Source organism: Stenotrophomonas bentonitica (assembly GCF_002887735.1).
Classification (GTDB): Bacteria; Pseudomonadota; Gammaproteobacteria; order Xanthomonadales; family Xanthomonadaceae; genus Stenotrophomonas; species Stenotrophomonas bentonitica_A.
The window spans coordinates 470174-482843 of the sequence record NZ_PKQP01000001.1; the positions used below are offsets into that span (position 1 = coordinate 470174).

Here is a 12670-nt window from a genome sequence, read left to right on the forward strand (position 1 = left end):
GTTACTGCGTTTTGGCATGCGATAATCCCCGGTTCCCCTGGCAACAGCGCTCACCATGACCCGCACCGCTCTCGTCACCACCGCCCTGCCCTACGCCAACGGCCCGCTGCACCTGGGCCACCTGGTCGGCTACATCCAGGCTGACATCTGGGTGCGCGCGCGTCGAATGAGCGGCGGCAAGACCTGGTTCGTCTGCGCCGATGACACCCATGGCACCCCGATCATGCTCGCGGCCGAAAAGGCCGGCGTGACCCCTGAAGCCTTCATCGCCAGCATCCAGGCCAGCCATGAGCGCGATTTCGCCGCGTTCGGCGTCGCGTTCGATCATTACGACTCGACCAACTCGGCGGCCAACAAGGCGCTGACCGAAGCCTTCTACCTCAAGCTCGAGGCCGAAGGCCACATCGCGCGCCGCTCCGTGGCCCAGTTCTACGACCCGGCCAAGGGCATGTTCCTGCCGGACCGCTACATCAAGGGCATCTGCCCGAACTGTGGCACCCCGGACCAGTACGGCGACAACTGCGAAGTCTGCGGCGCCACCTACAGCCCGACCGACCTGAAAGACCCGAAATCGGTGATCTCCGGCGCGACGCCGGAAATCCGCGATTCGGAGCATTTCTTCTTCGAGGTCGGCCGCTTCGAAAGCTTCCTGCGCGAGTGGCTGGCCGGCGACGTCGCCCTGCCGGGCGTGAAGGCCAAGCTGGGTGAGTGGCTCAATGCCGACGGTGGCCTGCGCGCGTGGGACATCTCGCGCGATGCGCCGTACTTCGGCTTCCAGATTCCCGGCCATCCGGGCAAGTACTTCTATGTCTGGCTGGATGCGCCGATCGGCTATCTGTCCAGCTTCCAGACGCTGTGCGCGAAGACCGGCGAAGACTTCGAGGCGCACCTGCGCGCGGGCACCAGCACCGAGCTGCACCACTTCATCGGCAAGGACATCGTGAATTTCCACGGCCTGTTCTGGCCGGCGGTGCTGCACGGCACCGGCCACCGCGCCCCGACCCGCCTGCACGTCAACGGCTACCTGACCGTGGATGGCGCGAAGATGTCCAAGTCGCGCGGGACCTTCGTGATGGCGCGCACCTTCCTGGATGCCGGGCTGGAACCGGAAGCGCTGCGCTATTACTTCGCGGCCAAGTCCTCCGGCGGCGTGGACGATCTCGACCTGAACCTGGGCGACTTCATCGCGCGCGTCAACGCGGACCTGGTCGGCAAGTTCGTCAACCTGGCCAGCCGCTGCGCGGGCTTCATCAGCAAGCGCTTCGAGGGCCGCCTGGCCGCTGCGCTGCCCGATGCCGCCCAGTACGACCGCTTCGTCGCCGCGCTGGCGCCGATCCGCGAGGCGTACGAGCGCAACGATCCGGCCAGTGCACTGCGCCAGACCATGGCGTTGGCCGATGAAGCCAACCGCTACATCGACGATGAAAAGCCGTGGGTGATCGCCAAGCAGGACGGCGCCGATGCGCAGCTGCAGTCGGTCTGCACCCAGGGCCTGAACCTGTTCCGCGTGCTGGTTACCGCGCTCAAGCCGGTGCTGCCGGCCACCGCCGCGCAGGCCGAGGCCTTCCTGGCCGCGCCGGTGCAGGCCTGGACCGACATCGCCACCCCGCTGACCGCGCACACCATCGCGGTGTACGAGCCCCTGTTCACCCGTATCGACCCGAAAAAAATCGACGCCATGACCGACGCTTCCAAGGACACCCTGCAGGCCGCCACCCCGGCCCCCGCCGCCCCGGCCAAGCCGGCCAAGCCCGCTGCCGCACCGGCACCGGCGGTGACCACCGATGGCGAGGCCGCGCCGGCCTACATCGGCATCGACGACTTCGCCAAGCTGGATCTGCGTATCGGCAAGGTGCTGGTCTGCGAGTTCGTGGAAGGCTCGGACAAGCTGCTGCGCTTCGAACTCGACGCCGGTGACCTGGGCAAGCGCCAGATCTTCTCCGGCATCCGCGCCAGCTACGGCGAGCCGGAGCAGCTGGTCGGCCGCAGCGTGGTGTTCATCGCCAACCTGGCCCCGCGCAAGATGCGCTTCGGCCTGAGCGAAGGCATGATCCTGTCGGCCGGTTTCGACGGCGGCGCACTCGCCCTGCTGGACGCCGACAGCGCCGCGCTGCCGGGCATGCCGGTCCGCTGACCGCGACGGCAGGGCGGCCACCCGGTCGCCCTGCCACGCTTTTCTGCCTGGAGGTGTGGGTTGGAACTGGCGCTGTTCGATTTCGACCACACGGTCACCACCTGCGATACCTACGGGCGTTTCCTGCGCCGTGTGGCCACCCCCGAACAGCTCGCGCAGGCCTGGTGGAAAGTGGGCCCTTGGCTGCTGGCCTATCGCCTGAAGCTGATCTCGGCCGAACGGCTCCGCCGCCGCGTCACCCGCCTGACCTTCACCGATCGCCATCTGGAGGACATCACCGCGCAGGCCGCCGGCTACGCGCGTGACGTGCTGCCAGGCGTGATGCGCCCTGAGATGCTCGAGCAGATCCAGTGGCACCTCAAGCAGCAGCACACGGTGGTGATCGTGTCCGGCTCGCTGGACCTGTACCTGCGCCCGTGGTGCGAGGCGATGGGGCTGGAGCTGATCTGCAACCGGCTGGAGAGCCGCGACGGGCGCCTCACCGGGCGCTATGCCCAGGGCGACTGTGCTCCGCACAAGGTGGCGCAGATCCGCCGTCGCTTCGACCTTCCGCGCTATCTGCGCATCCATGCCTACGGCGACAGCAGCGAGGACCGCCCGATGCTCGCCCTCGCCCACGAACGCTGGTACCGCGGCAAACCCATGAAGCCGCGCCGGACGGCGCCGGCCAGTGCCCCACCCGCCCGGGACAGCCGGGCCTGATGCCCCACCGCGCAGCCACCGCCACGCCATGAGTCTTCCCATCGACACCCTCACCGAACGCCTTGACCGGCTGTTGCCACAGACCCAATGCGGGCAATGCGGCTACGACGGCTGCCGCCCGTATGCCGAGGCGATGGCACGCGGCGAGGCGGGCGTCGATCATTGCCCGCCAGGCGGCGATGCCGGCGCACGCGCGTTGGCGGATGTGCTGGGGGTGATCGCGCTGCCGTTCGACCGCTCGCGCGGCGAACACAAGGCACCGCAGGTCGCGGTGGTGATCGAAGCGGACTGCATCGGCTGCACCAAGTGCATCCAGGCGTGTCCGGTCGATGCGATCGTCGGCGGTGCCAAGTACATGCACACCGTCATCGCCGATCTGTGCACCGGCTGCGAACTGTGCATCCCGCCGTGCCCAGTGGACTGCATCGCACTGGTCAGCGTAACGCGGTAGGGCCGGCCGCGGCCCTGCTCGCGACAGCGGCGACAGCGGGGCGCATGGCAATGCGTCGATCTCCATGGCGCCCCTGCTTCACGGCGCGGTTACGGCAAGGCCGCCGTCACCACGATCTCCACTTTCCAGCTCGGGTCGGCCAGCTTGGCTTCCACGGTCGCACGCGCCGGGGTCATGCCTGCCACCACCCACTCATCCCACGCGGCATTCATGCCGGCGAAATCGCCGATGTCGGCCAGGAAGATCTCCGCGCGCAGGATGTGCTGCTTGTCACTGGCCACCAGTGCCAGCAGCTTGTCGATCTCTTCCAGCACCTGACGGGTCTGCCCGGTGATGTCCTGGCTGGTGTCTTCGGGGATCTGCCCGGACAGATACGCGACCTTGTTGTGCACCGTCATTTCGGACATGCGCGGACCTACGTCGAAACGTTCCAACATGGCGTTTGCTCCTCTGGATGAAACCGCATTGTCACCGATGCAGCGTGCGCCTGCCGGGGCCGGTGCGCAAAGCAGCCACAGCACGCACAGCGCCGCCGCTTGGCAAGCGTCGGCATCAGGCGCACGATTTGCCGGACCCGGCAGGCACGCCCGCCGTTGACTCTTTCATCGCCCATCCCGGAGCACGCTGTACCGATGACCGACACCGCCCCTGCTCCCACGCCGGCCCGCGCCCCCTGGCGTCGCGCCGCAACCGTCGTCATCCCGCTGGTGATCCTGGCCCTGGCCCTGCGCGGGCTGGCCAACGAATTCGACGAACACGGTTACCGCGCGATCCGCGAGGCGTTCCGTCATCTCGGCGCCGGCCAGATCGCATTGACCGTGCTGCTCGGCCTGGCCAGCTACGCCTGCCTGATCGGCTTCGATGCGATCGGCCTGCGCCGCAGCGGCAAACGCCTTCATCCAGCGCGGGTCGGCATCACCGCCTTCCTCGCCCATACGCTGGGGCAGACGCTGGGCTTTGCCGCGCTCACCGGCGGTGCGGTGCGCCTGCGTGGCTATGGTCGCGCGGGGCTGACGCTCGGCGAGATCGGCCAGGTGGTGTTGATGAGCACGCTGGGCTTCATGTTCGGCGCCTGGCTGCTGCTGGCGCTGGCCTTCGTGCTTGAGCCCGGCGCGGCCGCGCTGGCGTTGCCGATCCCGGTGCAGGCGGTGCGTGTGATCGGCGTCCTTGGCCTGCTGGCCTATGCCGGCACGGTGCTGCTGGTGGGGCGCGAGGGCCGCAGTTTCCGGATCCGCGGGCATGCGTTGTGGCTGCCGGATCGCCGCACGATGCTCGGCGTCACGGCACTGAGCGTGGTCGAACTGGTGCTGGCCAGCGCGGCCTTCTATGTGCTGCTGCCGATGGATACGCCGACCGGGCTGCCCGGTTTCGTCGGTCTGTACCTGGTCGCGGTGCTGGCCGGCCTGATCTCCAGCGTGCCGGCCGGCCTGGGCGTATTCGAGTGGAGCCTGTTGAAGCTGTTGCCACAGGTAGCCCCCGCTGCGGTGCTGGCGGCGGCATTGATCTACCGCGTGACCTATTACGTGCTGCCGCTGCTGCTGGCCACGGTGCTGGCGGTGGCGCCCGCGCTGCGTCGCCCGCTGCGCGCCGGTGCCGGTGCGACCCGGGTCGGCTGGACCGCCCTGCGCCCGTGGCTGCCGCAGATCATCGCGCTGGCGGTGTTCAGCGTCGGCGCCGCGCTGGTGATCGACGGCACCCTGCCGACCCCTCGTCGGCACCTGATCACCGCGTCGCTGCCCATCCTGGAAACCTCGCATCTGCTGGGCAGTCTGGCCGGTGTCGCGCTGCTGCTGATCGGTCAGGGCCTGCAGCGGCGCAGCCATGCCGCGTGGATGCTGGCACTCGGCATCTGCGTGCTGTCCCCGCTGCCGATCTGGCTGCGCGGCGGGCAGGTATTGATCGCGCTGTCGGCGCTGCTCGTGGCTGCCGCGCTGTGGGCCTCGCGCCGCGAGTTCTACCGCCAGGGCGCGCTGCTGGATGAGGCCTGGTCGTGGCCGTGGATCCGCAACCTCGGGCTGGTGCTGGTGGCGGTGATCTGGCTGCTGTTCTTCGTCTACAGCCACGTCGAATACCAGAACGAGCTGTGGTGGCAGTTCGCGCTGCAGGGCAACGCGCCGCGTGCATTGCGGGCGCTGTTGCTGGTGGCGATCGCGCTGACCATCTTCGGCCTGGCCCGGTTGCTGCACAGCACGCGCAGCCCGCTGCCGGCCGCCGATGCCGCCACGCTGGGCGCACTCGCCCCGATCCTCGCCGCCGCCGAGGACACCCAGGCCTGCCTGGTACTCACCGCGGACAAGGCCGTGCTGCGCGACGAGGCGCAGCGCGGCTTCGTGATGATGCAGCGCTACGGCGGCTCGCTGATCGCGATGGGCGATCCGGTCGGCCCGCCGGAGGTGGTGCGTGCGCTGATCTGGCGCTTCCGCGAGGAAGCCGACCGGCTCGGCCTGCGCCCGGTGTTCTACCAGGTGGGCGAAGCGCATTGGCAGACCTACCTCGATCTCGGCCTGACCCTGGTCAAACTCGGCGAAGAGGCGATGGTCCCGCTGCAGGACTTCACCCTGGAAGGCCGCGATCGCGCCGATCTGCGCCAGGCCTGGAACCGCGGAAAGCGCGGCGGGTTGAGCTTCCGCGTCGCGCCCCCCGAGGAAGTACCGGCCCTGCTGCCGGCCCTGTCGGTGGTCTCCCAGCAATGGCTGGACGACAAGGCCGGTGATGAAAAGGGCTTCTCCCTGGGCAGCTTCGACCCGGCCTACCTGTCCCGCTTCCCGGTGGCGCTGGTCGAGGCCGAGGGCCGCATCGTGGCCTTCGCCAATCTATGGCAGGCGCCGGCCGGCAATGAACTGTCGGTCGACCTGATGCGGCACGTCGACGATGCGCCCAAAGGCACCATGGATTTCCTGTTCATCGAACTGTTCCTGTGGGGCCGCGCGCAGGGCTTCCACCGCTTCTCGCTGGGCATGGCGCCGCTGTCCGGGCTCGCCCAGCATCGCCTGGCCGGGCGCTGGAACCGTTTCGCCAACGTGGTCGCGCGGCACGGTGAACGCTTCTACGGCTTCAGCGGCCTGCGCCGCTTCAAATCGAAGTTCGCCCCGGTCTGGCGCGCCCGCTACCTGGCCGCGCCCGGCGGCGTGCACCTGCCCGCCGCCCTGCTCGATGCGACCCGGCTGATCTCTCTGGATCCACGTCGGCACGATTGAGGCCGCACCGGGACTGCCGGCGCTCAGCGCGCCGGCAGGTGCTGCACGATGGTATCGGCGAGGCGATCGTAGTCACCTTTGAAATGATGATCGCCGGGCAGCTTGATGATCTGCGCGTTGCCCGCTGCAGGCAGCGACGGACACAGTGCATCGCGATCCTCTTCGCCATACACGCACAGTGTTTTGCCGGCGGGCAGCCGGGCCACTTCCGGCGCGATCGGCAGGCCGTCGCCACCGCCGCCGAGCCAGTTGCTGACATGGAACTCATAATCGGCGTTCTTGCCGACCGACAGCAGCGCGATCATCGAGACCGCCTCCCGCGTTGCCGGTGACAGCTGGTTGATCGCCGCAGGCAACACGTCGGCGCCCTGCGAGAAACCGACCAACACCACGTTGCGGCGCTGCCACTGCCGGCTGTAGTGAGTGGCGATGCGCTCCAGGTCGCGGGCGAACCCTTCCGGCGTGCGCGCGGTCCAGAAGTAACGCAGTGAATCCACGCCGACCACCGGCACGCCGGCCTCGCTCAGCGACGCGGCCACTTCCTTGTCCAGCCCCGCCCAGCCACCATCGCCCGAGACAAAAATGGCGAAGGTGTCACCGGCTTTGGTGGTCGGCACATCGACCACCGGCAGGCCGTTGAGGTCATCCGGTGGCGGCGCCAGGCTGACGCCCTTCTGGGCGCCGATCACCTTGGCCGCCGCCAACAGCCCGGGCAATGCGTCGCCCTGCGCGGTGCGCTCGAACTGGCGCCCCATGCCGACCTTGCGCACGAACGCGGCTGACTCTCCCGCCGGGCAATGCACATCGCCGGCCGCGTTCAACCACGGGAAATTCAGCTCGGTCGGCTGCAGGCGGCCATGGCTGCTGCCGGCCCCGCAGACCTTGCGCTCGCGCACGCCGGACGGGCAGAACCCCGTGGTGATCAGCCCGGCGAACACCTGGGTGTCGGCCTGGGCGGCCACCGCGTAGGCCAGCGCCGCCCCCTCACCATCGCCGCCGATCAGCGGCAGGTGGTAGCCGGGCACGTGCAGATAAGCCTGGAACCAGCGCGAGAAATTCTCGACGTCGCCCGCACCGAACGCGCAGTCACCGCTCTTCTCGCGGGCCAGCACCTGGCGCAGGTGCGCGACATCGACCTGCGCGACCAGCGCGCCCTCGGAACGCAGTGCGTCGATCCGCTGCTGGCTGTCGGCGCGGCCGGCCGCGCCGTCGAACCACACCACCACCCGTTGCGGGTGGCCGTCGGGCAGATGGACCGGCACGTTCTCGAAACGACCATGGCTGAGCTGCTGCGGTGGCGCGGCCAGCGCCGCCCCCGTCATCCCTGCCATCACCAGTCCCAGCATCACCCCCAAACCGGCTCGCCGCATCGTCGCGCATCCCATGGATAGAGTGCCAACGATACGCCCCTGCCCGGCCAAGGGCATGTACAGACCGTGGCCGGACGCTCAGCGCGGCTCACGGCGCGCCTGGCGCCACAGCTGCCAGGCCACCGACACCAGCCACACCACCACCACTGCAATCACCAGCTTCTGCCCAGCGCCGCGCGGTGGGCCGCGCCACAGCACGTGCAGCCACAGCAGCACGAAGCACAGCCAGGCCCACCACCAGGCCGGCCCGGCCCACGTGCGCCAGCGCGGATCGGCGCGCAGGTACCAGCTCTGCAGCAGCATCGCCACGCTCACGCACAGGAACGCGGTATTGGCCGACAGCCCGTGCACCAGCGGCGCCAGCAGCGGCGCGCGCTCGGGCAGCCAGCTGTCGCCGATCGCCACCCCCATCAGGCCCAGCGCGGCGACCCAGAACAGCAGCGGCGCCGCCGCACTGCGGCGCGGCGAACGACTGTTGGCATGCAGCGAGACCGCCAGCAGCATGATCGCCAGCGCCAGCACGCAATAGGCGGTGCGCAGGGCCAGCCCCCAGGGGCCATGCAGGTACAGGCTCAGGGTGGCCTGCACCCAGTCCAGATCATCGCGTGCCCATTGCGTCCACAGCGCGGTGGCGACGAACAGCGCCAGCGCCACCAGGGTCGCCATGGCGACGCGTCCATGATGCTGGGCGGGCCAGCGGGAGGGGCGTGGCAGCGGCAGCGACATCGCGGCTCCTGGGGTCAGTCGGTGGCCTCGGGGTGGCGCTGTTTCCATGCAGCCAGGGCAGCGCGGTAGCGCTGCAGCTCATCGCTGTACAGATCCAGCACGCACAGCGGACAGCCGCTGCCGCAGCACTCGTTGGGGCCGGGTTCTTCCGGCGGTTGCGGACGCGGATCGGAGGCTGGAACGGACACAGGCATGGCCACACAGGGAGGAAAAACAGCGCGCACAGTGTAACGGGCATGCTTCGCGCCGGGGCTTCAGCGCCCGACCCGCCGGCGCAGGTTGTCGCGCGCGGCCGCATCCAGTCGCTGGTGGAAGAAGTCGCTCAGGAAGATCCGCGGCTGCCCCAGCACCTGCTTGAGAAAGCGCCGCCGGTTGAGCCGGAACACAAAGCCCGGCACGTGTCCGGCGTATTCCTCGGCGATACCGCGGTCGTAGGCGTCGAACACTGCCGCCGGCGCCCCGAGAATGGCCATGTCGCAATCCAGGAACAGCGCCGCTTCGGGGTCGACATCGCCGGGCGCGAGCTTGCTGTGGCGGGCGGTCAGTTCGATCAGCTCGACCACCCGGCCCGCATCGATCCCGGCCGCCGGCAACCAGCGCGCGATCGCCTCGCGCGCCAGCGCCGCCGAACGGGCTTCGTTGTCGCCCCGTCCCGCCTCGTAGATGGCGTCGTGGTACAGCGCGGCCAACTGCACCTCGCGCGGCCGGGTCCAGCCCGGGCCGGCCTCGGCGACGGTGCTGCAGTGCTGCAGGACGGCCTGCACGTGCGACCAGTTGTGGTACGCCCGCGGCGGCAGGGCGTAGGCGGTTTCCAGCTCGGCACGCTGCCCGGCAGGCAGGGGAATCGGTTCGAAGCGCATGCACCATGATTGGCCGTCGCCGCGACGCTGGCAAGCCGGGCGGTGGTTTTTTGACCACCTTCCCAGAACCGTTGCCGTGCAGGCGGTGCGCGCGGTTATCCACACGTTTGTCGACCGCTGGTCCACATCCTCTGTGGATGGCGCGGACAGCCGATGAACGGCATGCCGGGGCCCATCAACGCGCCTAGACTGGACCCGACGGACCCCAGCGCCCTGCGAGGTGACGGCGATGACCGCGTGCAGATTCCTGCTGATGATGTGCATGGCCCTGGCCGCCGCACCGGCCTGGGCAGCCGCCCCCGCGCCCGTTGTGACCACCGCCGGGCCAAGCGCGGCCGCCCCACCCACGCCCGCGCAGATCCTGGAGGTGCCCGCGCCGCTGCTGGCGCTGCTGCACGAACGGGTCATCGATCCCGGCTACTCGCGCGAGCGCCGCCTGCAGCGGCTGGTGGAGATGATCTTCGACGCACAGGGGCTGCACCTGGCCTACGACCCGGAGGCGACCTACACGATCACCGAAACCTGGCAGACGCGGCGTGCCAACTGCCTGTCCTTTACGCTGCTGTTTGTCACCCTGGCCAACCTGGCCGGCATCGACGCGCATGTCCAGGAAGTGGCGCAGGTGGTGAGCTGGTACCAGGCTTCCGGGGTGATCTACAGCGTGGGCCACGTCAACGCGGGCATCGTGCTGGACGGGCGCAACGGCACCGTCGATCTGGACCACAACGTGCTCTACGACCACCTCGGCCCGCAGCGCATCAACCGGCAGCGCACGCTGGCCCATTTCTACAACAACCGCGGCGCGGACCACATGACCGCCGGCGATATCGATACGGCCCGCGCCTACTTCAGCGCAGCCCTCGGCATGGCACCGGACTTCGTGGCGGCCTGGAACAACCTCGGCGTCCTCGATGCACGCATCGGCCACCTGGACCAGGCCCGCAGGGACTATGAAACCGCGCTACGCCTGCAGCCGCGGCATGGCGCCAGCCTGAGCAACGCCAGCGCCCTGTACCGCCGCATGGGCGACACCCGCCAGGCGGGGCTGCTGGCGAGCCGGCTGGCGCGTGTGCAGCGCAGCGATCCGTTCGCCCAGTACATGTTCGGCGCCCAGGCCGAGCAGCGCCGGGACTATGCAGCAGCCGTGCGTTTCTACCGCCGGGCGGTCCATCTGTACGAGACGGCGCATCCGTTCCACTTCGCGCTGGCCCGGAGCTATTTCCTGGCCGGCGATGCACGCCGGGCCTCGATCGAAATGCAGCGCGCGCGGGACCTGGCCGGGGAGAGCGGCGATGCGCTCAGGTTCCGCTACCAGGCCAAGCTGGACAGCCTGCAGCGTTGGCGCCAGCGCGGCACCAACGCCAACTGAGCCGGCTCAGGCCTTCTTGAGGAAGCAGGTCTTCAGGACCAGGCCCTTGATCTTTTCCGAGTTGCCCTCGATGTGCTCGGCGTCGTCCTCGACCAGGCGGATGTTGCGGATCACCGTGCCCTGCTTGAGCGGGATCGAGGAGCCCTTGACCTTCAGGTCCTTGATCACGGTGACCGTGTCACCGGCGGCCAGCACGTTGCCGTTGCTGTCGCGCACTACCAGGGCCTCGCCGCCGCCGTCACCGGCGGCCCACTCGTGGCCGCAGTCCGCGCAGATGAACAGCGCGCCATCGGCATAGGTGTTTTCCAGGGTGCACTGCGGGCAGGCGGGAATGGCGGACATCGACAGCTCTTCGGTAACGAAACGGCCACTAGTGTAACCGCCCGTTACCGCCTGCCCTTGCGTCGGCGGTCCCGTTGCCGCAAAGTGCGCGCCCCCTGACCACCGGCCCGGCCCACCGCATGAAACTCGGCATCGACTTTGGCACCAGCAACTCCGCCGCCGCCGTGGTGATCGACGGCAAGGTGGTGCCGATCCAGTTCGGCCAGGCCGAACAGTTCCGCACCACGGTGTATTTCCCCGAGGTGATGCGCGACCCGAACGACTTCGAACTGACCCCGGCGCTGGAGCACGATCTGGCCCGGCTGGTCGACGCGGCCGCGCGCGATGCCCGCGCCGCCGGCCAGGAACGCGCGCCTGATGCACTGCGCCGGGAGGCCCTGCGCGTGGTGCGCCGGCAGTGGATGGAAGAGCAGATGCGGGCCCCGCTCAGCTCCACCACCCTGCTGCAGAACGCCGTCTACGGCGATGACGCGCTGGAGGCCTACTTCGAAGAGAACGAAGGCAACCTGGTGCAGAGCCCGAAATCGATGCTCGGCTACAACCTGCACCCGCGCGCGCGCCAGACCATCGCCGGCATCGCCACGCACATCCTCGAGCACATCCGCCTGACCGCCTCGCGCCAGCTGGACACCCCGATCCGCACCGCCACGCTGGGCCGTCCGGTCCAGTTCCGCAGTTCCATCGGCGAAGCCGGCAACGCCCAGGCGCTGGAGATCCTGCACGGCGCGGCGATCGCCGCCGGCTTTGACAGCATCGATTTCCTCGAAGAGCCCGCGGCCGCGGCCATGCATTACCACGCCGAAAGCCCGCAGGAACACGACGCGGTGGTGGTGGACATCGGCGGTGGTACCACCGATATCGCCCATGCCCGGGTGGGCGGTGGCCAGGCCCCGACCATCCACCGTGCCTGGGGTATCGCCCGCGGCGGTACCGATATCGACCTGGCGCTGAGCCTGGGCGGCTACATGCCGCTGTTCGGCCGCGGTATCACCCGCGTGCCCGCGCATCACTACGTGGAAGCGGCGATGGTGCAGGACATGACCCGCCAGCGCGATTTCCGCCAGCACACCTACCGCGATGTGGACGCGCCGTTCGGCCCGCGCCTGACTGCCCTGCAGGACACCGGCAACACGGCGCGCCTGTACCGCGAGGTCGAACGCTGCAAGATCGCCCTGAGCAGTGTGTCCAGTCACGACAGCGCGCTTGGGTTCATCGAACGCGGCCTGCAGGTGCAGATCGATGCCTCGCGCCTGGAAACCGCCGCCGGCGGCTATCTGGGCGAACTGACCGCCCTGCTCGAGCAGGTCCGCAGCGATATCGGCCACGACCCGGCAGCGGTGTTCCTGACCGGGGGCATGTCGCGCGCCGGCTACCTGCAGCAGGCCGTCGCCAATGCCTTCCCGGGCTCGACCCTGGTCCGCGGCAATCCGTCCTTCGGTGTGGTCCACGGGCTGGCGCTGGCCGCCGCCAACTGACCCTGTTTTTTGCACCAGGCCTTGTCGCACAAGGCCTGAAGAGG

At 69.1% G+C, this 12670-nt stretch carries 12 protein-coding genes; 6 read left to right on the top strand and 6 right to left on the bottom strand.

The window, feature by feature from the left end; all coding sequences use genetic code 11:
• The first annotated feature begins 55 nt into the window (after positions 1 to 55).
• The 3 genes from metG to rnfB are packed head-to-tail and all read left to right on the top strand — an operon-like array spanning position 56 to position 3287.
• The gene (gene metG / locus C0R07_RS02115; RefSeq protein ID WP_102788085.1) at positions 56 to 2134 is read left to right on the top strand and encodes a methionine--tRNA ligase; all 2079 of its coding nucleotides are present in this window, start codon (positions 56 to 58) and stop codon (positions 2132 to 2134) included.
• 60 nt (positions 2135 to 2194) lie between these two features.
• Positions 2195 to 2836, top strand: coding sequence for an HAD-IB family phosphatase (locus tag C0R07_RS02120; protein WP_070471008.1), 642 nt, complete (start codon positions 2195 to 2197; stop codon positions 2834 to 2836).
• 28 nt (positions 2837 to 2864) lie between these two features.
• On the top strand, positions 2865 to 3287 hold the full coding sequence (rnfB, locus tag C0R07_RS02125) for an Rnf electron transport complex subunit RnfB (RefSeq protein WP_070471010.1): 423 nt from the start codon (positions 2865 to 2867) through the stop codon (positions 3285 to 3287).
• A gap of 89 nt (positions 3288 to 3376) precedes the next feature.
• Here the strand turns inward: rnfB and C0R07_RS02130 are convergent, their stop codons facing one another.
• Positions 3377 to 3724, bottom strand: coding sequence for a RidA family protein (locus C0R07_RS02130; protein ID WP_019183404.1), 348 nt, complete (start codon positions 3722 to 3724; stop codon positions 3377 to 3379).
• Between the two features lie 195 nt (positions 3725 to 3919).
• On the opposite strand from C0R07_RS02130, the gene mprF reads away from it, so the two are divergent.
• Entirely contained in the window at positions 3920 to 6484 is a 2565-nt protein-coding gene (gene mprF / locus C0R07_RS02135; protein ID WP_070471012.1) for a bifunctional lysylphosphatidylglycerol flippase/synthetase MprF, read from the top strand.
• Positions 6485 to 6507: 23 nt separating this feature from the next.
• On the opposite strand, the gene C0R07_RS02140 is transcribed toward mprF, so the two are convergent.
• From C0R07_RS02140 to C0R07_RS02155, 4 genes are all read right to left on the bottom strand, one after another.
• Positions 6508 to 7854 carry a virulence factor family protein gene (locus C0R07_RS02140; RefSeq protein ID WP_102788086.1) on the bottom strand — a complete coding sequence of 449 codons (1347 nt, stop codon included), beginning with the start codon at positions 7852 to 7854 and terminating at the stop codon, positions 6508 to 6510.
• A 78-nt stretch (positions 7855 to 7932) separates the two neighbouring features.
• Complete coding sequence (locus C0R07_RS02145) at positions 7933 to 8520, bottom strand: DUF998 domain-containing protein (RefSeq protein WP_102788259.1); 588 nt, start codon at positions 8518 to 8520, stop codon at positions 7933 to 7935.
• 74 nt (positions 8521 to 8594) lie between these two features.
• The gene (locus C0R07_RS02150) at positions 8595 to 8774 is read right to left on the bottom strand and encodes an oxidoreductase-like domain-containing protein (protein WP_037553198.1); all 180 of its coding nucleotides are present in this window, start codon (positions 8772 to 8774) and stop codon (positions 8595 to 8597) included.
• A gap of 60 nt (positions 8775 to 8834) precedes the next feature.
• A complete protein-coding gene (locus C0R07_RS02155) occupies positions 8835 to 9440 on the bottom strand; it encodes an HD domain-containing protein (RefSeq protein WP_070471019.1) in 606 nt (201 codons plus the stop codon).
• Between the two features lie 229 nt (positions 9441 to 9669).
• On the opposite strand from C0R07_RS02155, the gene C0R07_RS02160 reads away from it, so the two are divergent.
• Positions 9670 to 10809, top strand: a complete 1140-nt coding sequence (locus tag C0R07_RS02160) for a tetratricopeptide repeat protein (RefSeq protein WP_102788087.1) — start codon at positions 9670 to 9672, stop codon at positions 10807 to 10809.
• A gap of 6 nt (positions 10810 to 10815) precedes the next feature.
• On the opposite strand, the gene C0R07_RS02165 is transcribed toward C0R07_RS02160, so the two are convergent.
• Positions 10816 to 11151, bottom strand: a complete 336-nt coding sequence (locus tag C0R07_RS02165; RefSeq protein ID WP_019183411.1) for a zinc ribbon domain-containing protein YjdM — start codon at positions 11149 to 11151, stop codon at positions 10816 to 10818.
• A 119-nt stretch (positions 11152 to 11270) separates the two neighbouring features.
• Between C0R07_RS02165 and C0R07_RS02170 the strand changes: the two genes are divergently transcribed.
• The gene (locus tag C0R07_RS02170) at positions 11271 to 12626 is read left to right on the top strand and encodes an Hsp70 family protein (RefSeq protein WP_070471023.1); all 1356 of its coding nucleotides are present in this window, start codon (positions 11271 to 11273) and stop codon (positions 12624 to 12626) included.
• The last annotated feature ends 44 nt before the right edge of the window (positions 12627 to 12670 follow it).

What these genes read in the sequence shown, in the direction of transcription:
- metG (WP_102788085.1), top strand. Translation starts at nt 56, where the DNA reads ATGACCCGCACCGCTCTCGTCACCACCGCCCTGCCCTACGCCAACGGC.
- rnfB (WP_070471010.1), top strand. Translation starts at nt 2,865, where the DNA reads ATGAGTCTTCCCATCGACACCCTCACCGAACGCCTTGACCGGCTGTTG.
- C0R07_RS02130 (WP_019183404.1), bottom strand. Translation starts at nt 3,724, where the DNA reads ATGTTGGAACGTTTCGACGTAGGTCCGCGCATGTCCGAAATGACGGTG.
- mprF (WP_070471012.1), top strand. Translation starts at nt 3,920, where the DNA reads ATGACCGACACCGCCCCTGCTCCCACGCCGGCCCGCGCCCCCTGGCGT.
- C0R07_RS02140 (WP_102788086.1), bottom strand. Translation starts at nt 7,854, where the DNA reads ATGCGGCGAGCCGGTTTGGGGGTGATGCTGGGACTGGTGATGGCAGGG.
- C0R07_RS02145 (WP_102788259.1), bottom strand. Translation starts at nt 8,520, where the DNA reads ATGGCGACCCTGGTGGCGCTGGCGCTGTTCGTCGCCACCGCGCTGTGG.
- C0R07_RS02150 (WP_037553198.1), bottom strand. Translation starts at nt 8,774, where the DNA reads ATGCCTGTGTCCGTTCCAGCCTCCGATCCGCGTCCGCAACCGCCGGAA.
- C0R07_RS02155 (WP_070471019.1), bottom strand. Translation starts at nt 9,440, where the DNA reads ATGCGCTTCGAACCGATTCCCCTGCCTGCCGGGCAGCGTGCCGAGCTG.
- C0R07_RS02160 (WP_102788087.1), top strand. Translation starts at nt 9,670, where the DNA reads ATGACCGCGTGCAGATTCCTGCTGATGATGTGCATGGCCCTGGCCGCC.
- C0R07_RS02165 (WP_019183411.1), bottom strand. Translation starts at nt 11,151, where the DNA reads ATGTCCGCCATTCCCGCCTGCCCGCAGTGCACCCTGGAAAACACCTAT.
- C0R07_RS02170 (WP_070471023.1), top strand. Translation starts at nt 11,271, where the DNA reads ATGAAACTCGGCATCGACTTTGGCACCAGCAACTCCGCCGCCGCCGTG.